Consider the following 14,723-nt stretch of genomic DNA (forward strand, 5'->3'; position numbering starts at 1 on the left):
AGTTATTGGTGTGATCGAGCTGAAGACAAACGCCGAGATCAGGGCCATGCGGGTGGCCGGCTCGGTGGTGGCGGCGGGGCTCGCGGCCGTGCGGGAACGCGCCGAGATCGGCGTCAGCCTCAAGGAGCTGGACCGGGTCGCGGCCGAGGTGCTGGCCGAGCGGGGCGCCACCTCCTCCTTCCTGGACTACCACCCGCGCTTCGCGCCGAGTCCTTACCCTGCGGTGCTGTGCACGAGCGTCAATGATGCAGTGGTGCACGGCATCCCCAACGACTACCGCCTCCGCGACGGCGACGTGCTGAGTATCGACTTCGGCGCCGAGGTCGACGGCTGGCACGGCGACGCGGCGATCACCGTCGTGATCGGCGAGGCGGCCGAGGAGGACGCCGCCCTGGTGGCGGCCACCGAAAGGGCCCTGAACGCGGCGATCGCGGTCTGCCGCCCGGGCAACACGCTCGGCGACATCGGCCACGCCATCGGCCCGGTCGCCCGGGACGCCGGCTACGGCATCCTCGCCGACCACGGCGGCCACGGCGTCGGCCACGCCATGCACGAGCTGCCGCACGTGCCCAACGAGGGCCAGCCGGGCAAGGGCATCCGCCTGCACCCGGGCCTGGTGATCGCCATCGAGCCGATGTTCACCCTCGGTGGCGAGGACACCTACTGGACCGGCCACGACGGCTGGACGCTGCTGACCGAGGACGGCAGCCGGGCGGCGCACTTCGAGCACACGGTCGCCATCACCGAGGGCGACCCGATCGTGCTCACGGCCCCGTGATGCTGCTCGCGGACGCCCGACGCCAAGTCGTCGAGACGTGCCGGCGCGCGGTCGAGGACCGGCTGGTCATCGGCACTGCCGGCAACGTCAGCGTTCGCGTGGGCGACCTCGTCGCCGTCACACCCAGCGGCCTGGACTACGCCGAGCTGACGCCGGAGCTGGTCGGCGTGCACGAACTCGACGGCGCCGCCGTCGAGGCGCCGCTGAAGCCGACCAGCGAACTGCCGATGCACCTCGCGGTGTACGCCGACACCGACGCCCGGGCGGTCGTGCACACTCACTCGATCGCGGCCGCCGCGCTGTCGGTCCTCGTCGACGAAGTGCCGCCCGTGCACTACTACCTCGCGCTGCTCGGCGGACGGGTGCTGGTCGCCCCTTATCGCCCCTTCGGCTCACCCGAGCTGGCGGTCGTGCTCATCGAAGCGCTCGGGGACCGATCGGCCTGCCTGCTTGGCAACCACGGGGCCGTGACCACCGGCGATGACCTGGCGCAGGCCTATCAGCGGGCCGGTTTCCTGGAATGGGTCTGCGAGGTGGCGATCAAGGTCGTCGGCTCCGGTGTGGCCCCGCGGCTGCTCACCGAACAGCAGATGGCCGAGGCGACCCGCAACTTCGTCGGCTACGGCCAGTCAGCCGGCGACGGGCTCCAGCTCGGAGTCGTCGACGGGGGCGGCGGCCTGCTGCCGCCGCTGTAGGCGTAGGAACATGCTGGCCGGCAGGCTGAGCACGGCGGCGATGCCTAGGGAAACCCCTAGAGCCAAGGGGATGTTGTCGTCGGCGAGCTGCCCGCCGATGTAGCCAAGCAACGTGGCGTACAGGCACCACAGGGTGCAGCCGATCATCGACGCCGCCGCGAACCGGCGCAGTGGGAAGCGCAGCGAGCCGCACAGCACGGCCCCGATGGTGCCGCCGGCCGGCATCCACCGTCCGGCGACCAGGATCGGTTCGGCGTTGCTGGCCAGCCGATCCTTGATCCACGCGAGGACCACGGCCGGGGTGCGGCGCTGGGCGAACCTGGCGATGGCCGGTTGGCCGATCCGCCGGCCGATGGAGTAGTTGACCAGGTCGGCCAGCACGCACGAGACGATGGCGGTGATCACCACCCATTGCAGCGGGAGCTTGCCGGACGCGGCCAGCACGCCGCAGGAGATGAGCACCGGCTCGGTGGGCAGCAGCGGCACGAAGCCGACGAGGAACACCAGTCCCAACGCCGCTGCCACACTGTCCGGAACGCTCATGACCACAGTCAACATGCTCGGGACCCGCGTGATGCCCGATCACATGGACTCCTCAGGAAGTCGACAGCGGCCCGACAGCCGCCGTTTTCTCGGGCACACTGGACGCAACGGACAGTCTGGGGAAGGGACCGAGCCTTGCACATCGACCAGTGGATAGCGGCCATTCCACCGCTAGCGGTGTACATCACCATTGGCCTGATCGTGATGATCGAGAGCCTCGGCGTCCCCATCCCGGGCGAGATCGCCCTGGTCAGCGCCACTTTGCTGACCCTGCACCCGAGCTCGGCGGTGCAGTGGGAGTTCATCGCGGTCGCGGCCACGGCCGGCGCCATCATCGGCGACTCGATCGGCTACTCCATCGGCCGCAAGGGCGGCAAGCCGCTGTTCGACTGGCTCGGCCGCAAGTTCCCCAAGCACTTCGGGCCCAGTCACGTGGCCACCGCCGAGCGGGCGTTCGGCAAGTGGGGCATGTGGACGGTGTTCTTCGGCCGCTTCATCGCCCTGCTGCGCATCTTCGCCGGTCCGCTGGCCGGCGCGCTGAAGATGCCCTACGGGCGGTTCCTGATCGCCAACGCGCTGGGCGGCATCACCTGGGCCACCGGCACCGTGGCGCTGATCCACTACCTCGGCGAGGTGGCCGAGCGCTGGCTCAGCGGCTTCGCCTGGGTCGGCCTGGCCGTGGCCCTGGTCGCCGGCGTGGTCATCTCGCTGATCATCAAGAACCGCGCCGGCAAGGCGATGGCGCCGGTGTCGGCCACCGAGGAGCAGTCCGAGCTGCGCTGACCTGACGCTGGGAAGGGGGCTTTCCTGCACTCGGAGTGTAGGAAGGCCCCCTTCATCGCATCAGCGGGCGGTGCGGTTGACGGCGGAGACGACGGCCCGCAGCGAGGCGGCGACGATGGAGCTGTCCACCGCCACACCCCAGAGCACGGCGTCGCCGACCGCGGTCTCCACGTAGGAGGCGGCCCGGGCGTCGTCACCGGCGGTGAGAGCGTGCTCGACGTAGTCCATGACCCGCACGTCGTAGCCGACGGTGCTCAGGGCGTCGACGAACGCGGCGAGCGGGCCGTTGCCGACGCCGGTGATCTCGTGCTGGTCGCCCTCGACCCGGACCTGGGCGGTGATCCGGTAGTGGCCGGCGTCGTCGTCCTCGACCCGGTGCCGGACCAGCTCCAGCGGCGTCACCCGGTCCAGGTACTCGCCGGCGAAGGCCTCCCACATCTGGCCCGGGGTCACCTCGCCGCCGTGCTCGTCGGTGACGCCCTGGATGACCTTGGAGAACTCGATCTGCAGCCGCCGCGGCAGGTCGAGCTGGTGCTCGGTCTTCATCACGTAGGCCACGCCGCCCTTGCCGGACTGCGAGTTGACCCGGATCACGGCCTCGTAGGTGCGGCCGACGTCCTTGGGGTCGATGGGCAGGTACGGGACCTCCCACGGGAAGTCCTCGACCGGCACGCCGGCCCGGTCGGCCTGCGACTTCAGCGCGTCCAGGCCCTTGTTGATGGCGTCCTGGTGGCTGCCGGAGAAGGCGGTGAACACCAGGTCGCCGCCGTAGGGGTGGCGCTCGGGCACCGGCAGCTGGTTGCAGTACTCGACGGTGCGCCGGATCTCGTCGATGTCGGACAGGTCCAGCTGCGGGTCGACGCCCTGGCTGAACAGGTTCATCGCCAGCGTGACCAGGCAGACGTTGCCGGTGCGCTCGCCGTTGCCGAACAGGCAGCCCTCGATGCGGTCAGCGCCGGCCTGGTAGCCCAGCTCGGCGGCGGCCACGCCGGTGCCGCGGTCGTTGTGCGGGTGCAGGGACAGGATCACCGAGTCGCGGCGCTCCAGGTGGCGGCTCATCCACTCGATGGAGTCGGCGTACACGTTGGGCGTGGCCATCTCGACGGTGGCCGGCAGGTTGATGATCACTGGGCGCTCCGGGGTCGCGCCCAGGATCTCGGTGACCGCGTTGCACACCTCGACGGCGTAGGAGAGCTCGGTGCCGGTGTAGGACTCGGGCGAGTACTCGAAGCGGAAGTCGGTGTCGGGCTGCTTGGCCGCCAGCTCGACCACGTACTCGGCGGCCGCGGTGGCGATCTTCTTGATGCCCTCGCGCTCCTCGCGGAAGACCACGCGGCGTTGCAGGATCGAGGTCGAGTTGTAGATGTGCACGATCGCCTTGCGGGCCCCGCGCAGCGCCTCGAAGGTGCGTTCCAGCAGCTCGGGCCGGCACTGCGACAGCACCTGGATGGTCACGTCGTCCGGGATCGCGCCGTCGCTGATGATCTCGCGCACGAAGTCGAAGTCGGTCTGGCTGGCCGCCGGGAAGCCGACTTCGATCTCCTTGAAGCCCATTCGGACCAGCAGGTCGAACATCTTGCGCTTGCGGGCCGGGGACATCGGGTCGATCAGCGCCTGGTTGCCGTCGCGCAGGTCGACCGCGCACCACAGCGGGGCGGAGGTGATTCGTTTGTCGGGCCACGTGCGATCGGGTACCGAGACCTCTTCGACCAGCTCGTGGAAGGGGCGGTACCGGTGCACCGGCATCGAGCTGCCGCGCTGCGGGTTCCACGCCGGCTGGTCGGCCGGGGCGGGGCGGGACGGCGTGCGGATCTTGCTTGACTCGCTCATGACGGGGAACTCCTGCTGGCCGGGATCACTCGACCGGCGGCAGCGCTGAACTCCGCGACGGGGGGCCGGTCTGGATCAGACCCCGCCACGGCAGCGAAGCAGGAGGACGAAACGCACGGGCGGAGCGTAACCGCTATCGCCGGATCGTGAAACCCGGCATCCACATTCTGGGCACGATCGGGTGGGTGCGGGCTGTGGTTAGGTGGTGGCATGGCGTCAGGGCGCAAGAAGACGGGCGTGCTGTCCACCGTGATCAACCTGTTCGGCGTGCTCACCGCCCTGGTCATGATCATCCGCATGCTGCTGCAGCTGAGCGGCTCGACTGCCGACAATGTGCTGTTCTCGGTGGTCAAAACCTGGTCTGACCTGCTGGTCCTGTGGTGGGGCAACATCATCAAACCGGCCGGCGCGCCGGCCAGCGTGATCGTCACGTACGCGCTGGCGGCGGTGTTCTGGCTGCTGGTGACCCGCATTCTGGCCCGGGTGCTGCGGTGACGGTGTAGCGATCACCGGGCGTGGGTATTCACCGCTCGATGCCACCCGATCGGGTGGCAAACGTATCGAGCGAGGTGAGGTCGGTCATGGCTACCTACGTTCGCGGCGGGCGGGCGACGGCCGGGACGGTGGTCCGCGTCATCGGCACGGTCATCGCGGTCATCCTGGTCGCGCACATCCTGTTCGTGCTGCTCGGGGCCAATGCGGACAACCCCCTGGTGGTATGGGTGGCGCAGTGGGCGGGCGCGCTGGCGCTGTGGTTCGGCAACCTGTTCGCCACCGGCAGCGAGGCACTGAACGTGATCTTGAACTTCGGTCTGGCCGCGGTGTTCTGGCTGGTCGTGACCGGTCTGATCGCCCGGGTGCTCTACCGCGCCGGCTGATCGACGCCGCCCGGCGGGCGTGGCAGACTGCCCCGTATGGCGGAACAGACCGAGACGCACGCACGCGGCAAGGTGGTCGGCGTCGTCGCTGCCGTCCTGCGCTGGATCGGCACCATCATCGCCGTCATCCTTGTCGCGCACGTGCTGCTCACGGTGTTCGGCGCGAACCCGGACAACCCCATCACCGAGTTCGTCCGCTCCTGGGCCGACCCGCTCGCGCTGGCCTTCCGGGACCTGTTCACGCCCGCCGACGCCAAGCTCCGCGTCCTGGCCAACTACGGCCTGGCCGCGATCTTCTGGCTCATCGTCACCAGCATCGTCGTGCGATTGGTCCGTCGCCTCGGCTGAGTTGTCCACAGGCGCGGAGTTGTCCACAGCGACCCCGTTTCCAAGATCAACCGGGCGTTTGCGCAGGTAGAATGGCAGCGGGGGAAGCCCCCTGGGTTGGGTGGGCCTGCGGATTGGGTGGGCCTCGGGGGTTGAGTGGGCCTGCGGGGTAGTTGGGCCTGCGGGGTTGGGTCAGGGGTCCGGCAAGGTCCGCGTTCAGCGTCCCAGGGGTATGCGGTTCTCGATCCGGCGTGCACAGTCCGGGGTTCAGGGTCCGGCGTTGCTCCTTCACCGGCGTAGCGTCCGGCGGCTCCCTGTGGTTCCCGCGCCGCGCAGGTGCCGGTGGCGGGGCCCCGCCGGCCGGTGGGAATTGTGCGCATGATCGACGAGCGGACCTTGTCGGATCCCCGGCTCGGCTAGAAGGCGGCGTTGCCCCACTTGTCGGTGAAGACCAGCTCCGACAACGGCTTGCGGACGCGTTCGGCGACTTCGCGGGCGGCGAGGTCGTCGGGGAGCAGGGAGGGTGGGCCGAGGACGCCGACGGCGATGGCGATGACGGCCTGGGCGGTGGGGGGCAGGCCGAACGAGGAGGCGATGTCCTCGCGGGAGAAGCCGCCCATCTGGTGGGCGACGAGTCCCTCGGCGACGGCCTGGAGCACGAGGTTCTGGGCGGACAGGCCCAGGGCGTAGTCGGGCATGGGCAGGGAGCGGCCGGTCTCGTCCTCGGTGACGACACAGCCGACGATCAGGGCGGAGGCGGCGCCGGCCCAGGACTGGTTGCCGGGGCGCAGCGCGTCGAAGATCTGGGTGAATGCCTGGGAGCCGCGGCGGCCGACGAGCCAGCGGCCGGGCTGGGTGTTGCCGCTGGAGGCGGCCCAGCGGGCGGCCTCGAACAGGGACTCGAGCTGGGCGTCGGTGATGTCGGCGGCGGGGTCGAGGGCCCGGGGGCTCCACCGATCGCTGATGAGGGGATGCACCTCAAATAGCGTAGGGCCACGCGGTGATGGAGTAAGCCCCGAACCACGCGCTCATGACGGCGACGGCGGCCAGGGTGAGCCACACGGTGCTGGGCCGGCGCTTGACCAGGGCCATGGCCAGCGGAATGAGCAGCACGAAGGCGGGCAGCATGAGCCGGGCCTTGGAGTTCATCAGCCCGTTGGAGCCGAGGTCCATGACCAGCACGGCGATGCCGTAGGCGATCAGGGGCCACGGCACGCGCTGCCCGATGCACAGGATCACCAGGGCGAGGGCGGCGACGCAGAGGCCGACGGTGAGGACCTCGAGCACGGACCGCCCGGAGGCCAACGCGTCGAGGGCGAACTTGAAGGTGGCGGCCCCACCGTCGAACTGGGAGTTCCAGCCCCGCTGCTGCACGACGAACCAGCCGTCCCAGCGCCCGGTGCGAACGCCGACCCACGCCAGGTAGCCGACCAGGCCGACGGGCGCGAGCAGGGCGCCGACCCAGGGCCGCCAGCCGTCCTCGCGTCGAGTGATGGCGATCACGGCGGCGAGGCCGACGGCGGCGATCACGGCGGCGGCGGTGGGCCGGACCAGCCCCGACAGGGCGCAGCAGACGCCGGCCCAGAGCCACTGACGCTCCAGCAGGAACGCGAGCGACCAGACGGCGCAGGCGCAGAACAGCGCCTCGGAGTAGGTCATGGACAGCACGACGGCCATCGGCGAGGCGGCGAACAGCGCGGCCAGCACCAGCCCGAGCCGCCGGGAGCCGCCGGGCAGCAGGGCGCCGAGCCGGACCAGGCCGTACGAGCAGGCCAGCCCGGACAGCACGGTGACGGCGAAGGCGGCGTCGACCAGCGTGGCCCCGGGCAGGTGCGCGAGCAGGCTGGTCAGCGCGGGATAGCCGGGGAAGAAGGCCAGCAGGTTGCTCTGGTCGTGTTGGAAGTGGGCGTCCACGAGATCGCTGCCGGCGCCGCTGTAGCCACCCTGGGCCAGCCCGAGATACCAGTGCCCGTCCCACGATGTGAGAGCAGTGGTGATGGAACGGCCGTTGCGGGCGGCCATCCAGGCCAGCACGGCCAGGCCCACCGCGCGCACGCCCAGGAACACCAACGCGGGCGCGGTCAGGTACGCGACCTGCCGGTACAGGGCGGGACTGGCCTCGGGCCGGGCCGTCGTGATGGCTGACACCCGTACCCCTTCGTCTGGCCTGGTGCTCGCCTCGCCGAGGGTACGCTGCGTCCGGACACGCTCTGGCCCGGTCTGCGAGGAGGTTCGATCAGTGGCACTGGTCGTGCAGAAGTACGGCGGCTCCTCACTGGAAAGTGCCGAGCGGATCAAACGCGTGGCGGAGCGGATCGCCGCCACCCGCAAGGCCGGCAACGACGTGGTCGTGGCGGTGTCGGCGATGGGCGACTCCACCGACGAGCTGCTCGACCTGGCCTCGCAGGTGGCCCCGGTGCCGCCGGCCCGCGAGCTGGACATGCTGCTCACCGCGGGCGAGCGGATCTCGATGTCGCTGGTGGCGATGGCCATCCACGCCTTGGGATTCGAGGCCCGCTCGTACACCGGCTCGCAGGCCGGGGTGATCACCACGTCGGTGCACGGCAACGCCCGCATCATCGACGTGACGCCGGGCCGGATCCAGGACGCGCTGGCCGACGGAGCGGTGGCGATCGTCGCCGGGTTCCAGGGCGTGAGCCAGGACAGCAAGGAGATCACCACCATCGGCCGCGGCGGCACCGACACCACCGCGGTCGCGCTGGCCGCGGCGCTCAAGGCCGACGTGTGCGAGATCTACACCGACGTGGACGGCGTGTTCAGCGCCGACCCGCGGATCGTGCGCGACGCCAAGCACCTGCCGCAGATCACCTACGAGGAGATGCTGGAGATGGCGGCGGCCGGCGCGAAGGTGCTGCACCTGCGCTCGGTCGAGTACGCCCGCCGGTACGGCGTGCCGCTGCGCGTGCGTTCCTCGTTCAACAACAAGCCGGGCACGCTGGTGACCGGGTCGATGGAGGACCTTCCCGTGGAGCAGGCGATCATCACCGGCGTCGCGCACGACCGGTCGGAGGCCAAGGTCACCGTGACGGCGGTGCCCGACCACCCGGGCATCGCGGCACGCATCTTCCGCGTGATCGCCGACGCCGAGGTCGACATCGACATGGTGGTGCAGAACGTCTCCCAGGTGGCGACCGGCCGCACCGACATCACCTTCACCCTGCCCAAGGCCGACGGCCCGAAGGCGGTGGCCGCGCTGGAGAAGGCCAAGCCGGAGATCGGCCACGCCCAGGTCCTCTACGACGACCACGTGGGCAAGGTCTCGCTGATCGGCGCGGGCATGCGCTCGCACCCGGGCGTCACCGCCACCTTCTGCGAGGCGCTGTCCCGGGCCGGCGTGAACATCGAGATCATCTCCACCTCGGAGATCCGGATCTCGGTCATCTGCCGCGATACTCAGTTGGATGACGCGGTCCGCGCGCTGCACGATGCCTTCGAACTCGGCGGCGAGGAAGAGGCCGTCGTCTACGCGGGGAGCGGTCGATGAGCACCACCAGGAGTTCTGGCAGTCCTGTTCTCGCGCTGGTCGGAGCGACCGGCGCCGTCGGCGGCGTGATGATCGAGATCATCAATGCCCGGGAAACCGTGCCGTGGGGCGAGATCCGGCTGATCGCCTCGCCTCGGTCGGCCGGCCGCAAGCTGACCGTGCGCGGCGAGGAGATCACCGTGCGGGCCCTGGCGCCCGAGGTGTTCGACGGCGTGGACATCGCGATGTTCGACGTGCCGGACGAGATCTCGGCGCAGTGGGCCCCGATCGCGGCCGAGCGCGGCGCGATCGCGGTGGACAACTCCGGCGCGTTCCGCATGGACGACGACGTGCCGCTGGTGGTGCCCGAGGTGAACGCGCACCAGGCCGCCGAGCGGCCGCGCGGCATCATCGCCAACCCCAACTGCACCACGCTGTCGATGATGGCGGCGTTGGGCGCCCTGCACCGCGAGTTCGGCCTCAAGGAGCTGGTTGTCGCCTCGTACCAGGCGGTTTCCGGCGCCGGCGCGCCCGGCATCGACCGCCTGTACGAGGAGCTGTCGGTGGTGGCCGGCAAGAAGCTCGGCGTCAAGGCGGGCGACGTGCGCGAGGCCCTGCTGGCCGCCGGTCTCGGCTTCGAGGACTCGCCGTTCCCCGCGCCGCTGGCGCTGAACGTGGTGCCCTGGGCCGGTTCCTACAAGGGCGACGGCTGGACCTCCGAGGAGCTCAAGGTCCGCAACGAGTCCCGCAAGATCCTCGGCATCCCCGACCTGAAGGTCTCGGCCACCTGCGTGCGGGTCCCGGTGATCACCACGCACTCGCTGGCCGTGCACGCGACCTTCGAGCGCGAGGTGACGGTGGAGCAGGCGCACAAGGTGTTCGCCGCGCAGCCGACGATCGTGCTGGTGGACGAGCCCGAGGCGAAGAAGTTCCCGACGCCGGCGGACGTGGTCGGCGAGGACCCGACCTACGTCGGCCGGGTGCGCCAGGCGCTGGACTTCCCCAACACGCTGGACTTCTTCGTGTGCGGCGACAACCTCCGCAAGGGGGCCGCGCTGAACACGTACGAGATCGCCGAGACCCTGGCGCCCGAGTTCACCTGAGGCAGACGGACATGACCGAGGTCGTGTTGGGTGTCGACCTCGGCACCACGGCGACGAAGGTGGTGGCCACCCGGCCCGACGGCCGGGTGGTCGCCACCGCCGAGCAGGGCTACGAGCTCCGGACCGGCGAGCACGGCGAGGCCGTGCAGGATCCGCAGGCGGTGCTGGCGGCGGCCACGAAGGCGCTGGCCGAGTGCGTGGAGCGCACCGAAGGCGACATTCGTGCGCTCTCGTTCAGCTCGGCCATGCACACGCTGCTCGCCCTCGACGGCGAGGGCGAGCCGATCACCCCGGCGCTGAGCTGGGCCGACCACCGGGCCGCCGACATCGCCAAGCGGTTGCGGGCCGACCAGGAGCTGGCCCTGGACCTGCACGCCGCGACCGGCGCGCCGGTGCACCCCTCGTTCCCGCTGGCCAAGCTGGCCTGGTTCGCCGAGCACGAGCCAGAGCTGTGCCGGCGCGCGGTGAAATGGGCCGGGCTGAAGGACTTCGTGCTGGCGCGGTGGACCGGCCGGCTGGTCACCGAGCACTCCAACGCCTCCGGCACCGGCATGTTCGACATGCACGGCCTGAGCTGGCACGGCCCCGCCCTGGCCATCGCCGGCGTGCACGCCGACCAACTGCCCACGCTGGTCGAGCCGACCAAGGCGCTGGCCCTGGCCGACGGCATCGCCGGCCTGCCCAGCGGCCTGCCGGTGATCGCCGGCGGCGGCGACGGCCCGCTGGCCAATCTGGGCGTCGGCGCGGTGCGGCCGGGCATGGCGGCGTTGTCGCTGGGCACCAGCGGCGCGCTCCGCGTGGTCCGGGACCGGCCCGGCGTCGACGATCGGGGCCGGGTGTTCTGCTACGCCCTGGCCGACGGCCTGTGGGTGTTGGGCGGTTCGGTCAGCAACGGCGGCGTGGTGGCGCAGTGGGCGTCCGAGGTGTTCGGGGTGCCGGTCGCGGAGCTGTTGGCCGAGGCCGAGGCGGAGCCGCCGGGCGCGGCCGGCCTGCTTGCTTTGCCTTACCTGCTGGGAGAACGGGCGCCCTGGTGGGATCCCGACCCCAGGGCCGTGCTGGTCGGGCTGCGCCGGGAACACGGCAGGGCCGTGATCACCCGGGCCATGATCGAGGGCGTCGCCCAGCAGTTGGCCCTGGTGCTGGACGCGGTGCGGGACGCCGGCGCCGGCGTGCACGAGATCCGGGCCACCGGCGGCGCTTTCCGTGGCCCGCTGTGGAAGTCGGCCATCTCGGCCGCCTTCGGCCACGAGCTGTCCTTTGTGGACGGTAACGAGGGCTCCGGAGTCGGCGCGGCCCTGCTGGGCTGGCGGGCCCTTGGCGAGCTGCCCTCCCTCGACGCGGCCGCCGACCTGGTGACGCCGGTCGACACGGTCGTGCCGGAGGAGTTCGCCAGCCGCCGGATGGCCCGCAACCGCCCGGCGCTGGAACGGATCTACGAGGCGCTCAGGGAGCTGGACGGCTGAGGCCGGCTGAGCCGGCGGCCGCCCAGCACCGCGCTGATCGCCGTGCCCAGCAGGCCCATCCCACCGGCCGCGACGAACCCCCAGGTCGGCGTGGAGCTGTCCATCACGAAGCCGATCAGCGGCGCGCCGATGGCCGCCCCGGTGGTGTACGCCGAGCTGTAGACGCCCATCACCGTGCCGCGGACCGATTCCGGGGCCAGCCGGGTCACCGCGTCCGAGGTCGAGGAGAACGTGGGCGCGCAGAGCAGGCCGTTGGGCACCAGGGCCAGCGCCAGCACCCACCACTGCCCGGACAGCAGGCCCACCGGCACCATCGTCGCGCCGACCAGGGTCATCAGCACGATCAGCGGCAGCGGCCGCCGCATCGCCCCGTGCACGATGCCGCCGACCACCGAGGCCAGGCACCACACCGCGATCACCAGCCCGGACCAGCCGACCTGCCCGGTCGTCCGCAGCGCGGCGACGATCGCCACCTCGGCCCCGGCCATGATCAGCACCATCGTCAGGGCGATGACCAGCACCGCGATCATCGGCCCGCGCAGCCACGACAGCAGCGGCACGTGGTCGCCGTGCTCGTCCTCGCCGGCCTTCACCGGCGGATCGAAGACGTAGAGCCAGACGCCGGCGGCCACCATGGTCGAGCCGACGATCAGCATCGCCGCCGTCGAGGACAGCGCCGTGGTCAGGAACACGCCGGCGGCCGGGCCGACCATGTACGAGATCTCGGTGAGCACCGAGTCCAGCGAGAACGCCGGCCGGCGGTAGCTGTCGTCCTCGGGCAGCAGCGCGACCATCGCCTGCCGGGCGATGGACATCACCGGCAGCGACAGCATGCCGGCCAGGAACGACAGCGCGACCAGCCCCCAGTAGGACAGCCACGGCGCGGACGCCCAGAACACCCCGGTGGCCACGGTGGTGAGCAACACCACCCGCCGCAGGCCCTTCCGGTCCAGCAACCGCCCGATCAGCGGGCCGCCCAGCGCGATGCCGATGGTGGTGGCCGCCGCGACCGCGCCGGCCTCGCCGTAGCCCCGGCCCAGACCGAGCACCACGTGCAGGGTGATGGTCACGCCGGCGGCCGAGATGGGGATGCGGGCCAACCCGGTGACCACGAACAGGATGCGCACACCGGGGAGGGCCGTCACCCGGCCGTAGGACGTCAGGACCACACAGCGATGTCACTAGGTGCACAGTCCTCGGCGCAACCGAATTCTTGTCTGATTCCAGAAAGCGTGGTGAGCTGGTCTGGACATGGACACCGACGCATCGAGCGTGGACACCCTGCGGCGCCAGTTGCGTACCGCGGGGTTACGGGTGACCGCGCCCCGGCTGGCCGTGCTGGAGTGGCTGGCCGGCCACCCGCACACCACCGCCGACCAGGTCGCCACCGGCGTGCGCGACCAGATCGGCTCGGTCTCCACCCAGGCCGTGTACGACGTGCTCAACGCCTGCGTGCGGGCCGACCTGGTGCGCCGGATCGAGCCCGCCGGTTCGCCGGCCCGGTTCGAGACCCGCACCGGTGACAACCATCACCACCTGGTCTGCCGCGGCTGCGGCCGCACCGAGGACGTGGACTGCGTGGTCGGCCCGGCCCCGTGCCTTGAGCCGTCCGACTCTATGGGCTTCGCGCTGGTCGAGGCCGAGGTGGTGTTCTGGGGCTACTGCCCGGACTGCAAGGCCGCTCAGGCCAGCCAGCTGCCGACCGGGTAGCCGTTCAGCTCCTCGGCGTTGACCGCCTTGCGCCGCGGCCGGCCGTTGCGGCCGATGGCCAGCCCGGTCCGCAGCGCGCTGGCCGCCTCCAGGGTCGCCTCCTTGAAGCCGTGCCCCAGCCCGGTCATGCTCGCGAAGCCGTGGATCAGGCCCTCGTGCCGGCGCAGCACCACCGGCACGCCGGCCTCGGCGACCCGGCGGGCGAACAGCTCGCCCTCGTCCCGCAGCGGGTCGAAGCCGGCCGTCGCGAGGTAGGTCGGCGGCAGGCCGCTGAGGTCCTCGGCCAGCAGCGGCGACACCCGCGGGTCCGGCCGGACGTCCGGGTCCGGCACGTAGCGCTCCATGAACCAGTCCATGCCGGCGTCGGTGAGGAAGAAGCCCTCGGCGAACAGCTCCCGCGAGCGCCGACGGGTCGTCGCGTCCACGGTCGGGTAGAGCAGCAGCAGGAACACCGGCCGCGCGCTGCCCGAGGCCACCTGCAACGCCGTCACGACGGCCAGGTTGCCGCCCGCGCTGTCGCCGCCCAGCGCGATGAGCTTGGGGTCCGCGCCCAGCGCGGTGGCCTCGGCCGCCGCCCACTTGAACGCGGTCAGGCAGTCCTCGACCGCTGCCGGGAACGGGTCCTCCGGGGCGAGGCGGTAGCCGACCGACAGCACCCGGACGCCGGCGTTGCGCGCGAGGAACCGGCACAGCTGGTCGTGGCTGTCGATGTCGCCGATGACAAAACCGCCGCCGTGGAAGAAGACCAGCAGCGGCGAGCCGTCGGGCAGCTCGCCCGGCCGGTACAGGCGGGCCGGGATGTCGTTGGGCAGCAGCAGGTCCTTGGTCGTGACCGGCTCGATCGTCGGCCCGCCGACCAGCTCGCGGCCGCCGCGGATCGAGGCCCGGGCCTGCCGCACGCTCGTGCCGTGCAGCTCCGTTCCGGTCATCTTCTGCATCTTCAGCAGCAGCTGCGCGTCCACGTCCAGGAGTTGCCCGTCGAGCCGGACGGGAGTGCCGGCCAGCAGCCGCCGCACCGGCGTGGGCAGGGCGAACAGCGCCCGCAGCATCTTGGCCTGCCAGTGGAGCGGAACGGACTGCGCGAGGCTCGCCATGGCTGAGGACACTACCGGCGGGTAGGAACCAATGC

At 71.2% G+C, this 14,723-nt stretch carries 16 protein-coding genes; 10 read left to right on the forward strand and 6 right to left on the reverse strand.

Going from position 1 to position 14,723, the window contains the following annotated elements:
* Positions 1-10: 10 nt before the first annotated feature.
* Both map and ACIG5F_RS08015 read left to right on the forward strand, forming a co-directional pair.
* Complete coding sequence (gene map, locus ACIG5F_RS08010; RefSeq protein ID WP_396516691.1) at positions 11-778, forward strand: type I methionyl aminopeptidase; 768 nt, start codon at positions 11-13, stop codon at positions 776-778.
* Positions 778-1,473, forward strand: coding sequence for a class II aldolase/adducin family protein (locus ACIG5F_RS08015; protein WP_396516692.1), 696 nt, complete (start codon positions 778-780; stop codon positions 1,471-1,473). Before map ends, ACIG5F_RS08015 begins: the two co-directional genes overlap by 1 nt.
* Here ACIG5F_RS08015 and ACIG5F_RS08020 read toward each other — a convergent pair.
* Positions 1,408-2,016: a DedA family protein gene (locus ACIG5F_RS08020; protein ID WP_396516693.1), complete on the reverse strand. Its 609-nt coding sequence runs from the start codon at positions 2,014-2,016 to the stop codon at positions 1,408-1,410. The two genes, ACIG5F_RS08015 and ACIG5F_RS08020, sit on opposite strands and share 66 nt — an antisense overlap.
* Positions 2,017-2,151: 135 nt before the next feature.
* Between ACIG5F_RS08020 and ACIG5F_RS08025 the strand changes: the two genes are divergently transcribed.
* A complete protein-coding gene (locus ACIG5F_RS08025) occupies positions 2,152-2,799 on the forward strand; it encodes a DedA family protein (protein WP_396516694.1) in 648 nt (215 codons plus the stop codon).
* A gap of 60 nt (positions 2,800-2,859) precedes the next feature.
* On the opposite strand, the gene leuA is transcribed toward ACIG5F_RS08025, so the two are convergent.
* Positions 2,860-4,629, reverse strand: coding sequence for a 2-isopropylmalate synthase (leuA, locus tag ACIG5F_RS08030; RefSeq protein ID WP_396516695.1), 1,770 nt, complete (start codon positions 4,627-4,629; stop codon positions 2,860-2,862).
* A gap of 210 nt (positions 4,630-4,839) precedes the next feature.
* Between leuA and ACIG5F_RS08035 the strand changes: the two genes are divergently transcribed.
* From ACIG5F_RS08035 to ACIG5F_RS08045, 3 genes are all read left to right on the forward strand, one after another.
* On the forward strand, positions 4,840-5,124 hold the full coding sequence (locus ACIG5F_RS08035; protein ID WP_396516696.1) for a hypothetical protein: 285 nt from the start codon (positions 4,840-4,842) through the stop codon (positions 5,122-5,124).
* An 86-nt stretch (positions 5,125-5,210) separates the two neighbouring features.
* Entirely contained in the window at positions 5,211-5,507 is a 297-nt protein-coding gene (locus ACIG5F_RS08040) for a hypothetical protein (protein ID WP_396516697.1), read from the forward strand.
* 36 nt (positions 5,508-5,543) lie between these two features.
* The gene (locus ACIG5F_RS08045) at positions 5,544-5,855 is read left to right on the forward strand and encodes a hypothetical protein (RefSeq protein WP_396516698.1); all 312 of its coding nucleotides are present in this window, start codon (positions 5,544-5,546) and stop codon (positions 5,853-5,855) included.
* A gap of 395 nt (positions 5,856-6,250) precedes the next feature.
* On the opposite strand, the gene ACIG5F_RS08050 is transcribed toward ACIG5F_RS08045, so the two are convergent.
* Positions 6,251-6,811, reverse strand: a complete 561-nt coding sequence (locus ACIG5F_RS08050) for a nitroreductase family protein (RefSeq protein WP_396516699.1) — start codon at positions 6,809-6,811, stop codon at positions 6,251-6,253.
* Position 6,812: 1 nt separating this feature from the next.
* Positions 6,813-7,982: a hypothetical protein gene (locus ACIG5F_RS08055; protein WP_396516700.1), complete on the reverse strand. Its 1,170-nt coding sequence runs from the start codon at positions 7,980-7,982 to the stop codon at positions 6,813-6,815.
* 91 nt (positions 7,983-8,073) lie between these two features.
* On the opposite strand from ACIG5F_RS08055, the gene ACIG5F_RS08060 reads away from it, so the two are divergent.
* The 3 genes from ACIG5F_RS08060 to ACIG5F_RS08070 are packed head-to-tail and all read left to right on the forward strand — an operon-like array spanning position 8,074 to position 11,884.
* On the forward strand, positions 8,074-9,339 hold the full coding sequence (locus ACIG5F_RS08060; protein WP_396516701.1) for an aspartate kinase: 1,266 nt from the start codon (positions 8,074-8,076) through the stop codon (positions 9,337-9,339).
* Entirely contained in the window at positions 9,336-10,421 is a 1,086-nt protein-coding gene (locus tag ACIG5F_RS08065; RefSeq protein WP_396516702.1) for an aspartate-semialdehyde dehydrogenase, read from the forward strand. Before ACIG5F_RS08060 ends, ACIG5F_RS08065 begins: the two co-directional genes overlap by 4 nt.
* Before the next feature lie 11 nt (positions 10,422-10,432).
* On the forward strand, positions 10,433-11,884 hold the full coding sequence (locus ACIG5F_RS08070; protein ID WP_396516703.1) for a gluconokinase: 1,452 nt from the start codon (positions 10,433-10,435) through the stop codon (positions 11,882-11,884).
* Here ACIG5F_RS08070 and ACIG5F_RS08075 read toward each other — a convergent pair.
* Positions 11,854-13,053, reverse strand: coding sequence for an MFS transporter (locus tag ACIG5F_RS08075; RefSeq protein WP_396516704.1), 1,200 nt, complete (start codon positions 13,051-13,053; stop codon positions 11,854-11,856). The two genes, ACIG5F_RS08070 and ACIG5F_RS08075, sit on opposite strands and share 31 nt — an antisense overlap.
* 82 nt (positions 13,054-13,135) lie before the next feature.
* Here ACIG5F_RS08075 and ACIG5F_RS08080 point away from each other — a divergent pair, with 82 nt between their 5' ends.
* On the forward strand, positions 13,136-13,594 hold the full coding sequence (locus ACIG5F_RS08080) for a Fur family transcriptional regulator (RefSeq protein ID WP_396516705.1): 459 nt from the start codon (positions 13,136-13,138) through the stop codon (positions 13,592-13,594).
* On the opposite strand, the gene ACIG5F_RS08085 is transcribed toward ACIG5F_RS08080, so the two are convergent.
* The gene (locus ACIG5F_RS08085; RefSeq protein WP_396516706.1) at positions 13,567-14,688 is read right to left on the reverse strand and encodes an alpha/beta hydrolase; all 1,122 of its coding nucleotides are present in this window, start codon (positions 14,686-14,688) and stop codon (positions 13,567-13,569) included. The genes ACIG5F_RS08080 and ACIG5F_RS08085 overlap by 28 nt on opposite strands.
* Positions 14,689-14,723: the final 35 nt, after the last annotated feature.

Origin of the sequence: Kutzneria sp. NPDC052558 (assembly GCF_044547355.1) — a bacterium.
Taxonomy (GTDB): domain Bacteria; phylum Actinomycetota; class Actinomycetes; order Mycobacteriales; family Pseudonocardiaceae; genus Kutzneria.

Excerpts from the sequence above, each read along its gene's own strand:
- ACIG5F_RS08015 (WP_396516692.1), top strand. The coding sequence starts at position 778 with ATGCTGCTCGCGGACGCCCGACGCCAAGTCGTCGAGACGTGCCGGCGC.
- ACIG5F_RS08020 (WP_396516693.1), bottom strand. The coding sequence starts at position 2,016 with ATGAGCGTTCCGGACAGTGTGGCAGCGGCGTTGGGACTGGTGTTCCTC.
- leuA (WP_396516695.1), bottom strand. The coding sequence starts at position 4,629 with ATGAGCGAGTCAAGCAAGATCCGCACGCCGTCCCGCCCCGCCCCGGCC.
- ACIG5F_RS08035 (WP_396516696.1), top strand. The coding sequence starts at position 4,840 with ATGGCGTCAGGGCGCAAGAAGACGGGCGTGCTGTCCACCGTGATCAAC.
- ACIG5F_RS08040 (WP_396516697.1), top strand. The coding sequence starts at position 5,211 with ATGGCTACCTACGTTCGCGGCGGGCGGGCGACGGCCGGGACGGTGGTC.
- ACIG5F_RS08045 (WP_396516698.1), top strand. The coding sequence starts at position 5,544 with ATGGCGGAACAGACCGAGACGCACGCACGCGGCAAGGTGGTCGGCGTC.
- ACIG5F_RS08065 (WP_396516702.1), top strand. The coding sequence starts at position 9,336 with ATGAGCACCACCAGGAGTTCTGGCAGTCCTGTTCTCGCGCTGGTCGGA.
- ACIG5F_RS08070 (WP_396516703.1), top strand. The coding sequence starts at position 10,433 with ATGACCGAGGTCGTGTTGGGTGTCGACCTCGGCACCACGGCGACGAAG.
- ACIG5F_RS08080 (WP_396516705.1), top strand. The coding sequence starts at position 13,136 with ATGGACACCGACGCATCGAGCGTGGACACCCTGCGGCGCCAGTTGCGT.
- ACIG5F_RS08085 (WP_396516706.1), bottom strand. The coding sequence starts at position 14,688 with ATGGCGAGCCTCGCGCAGTCCGTTCCGCTCCACTGGCAGGCCAAGATG.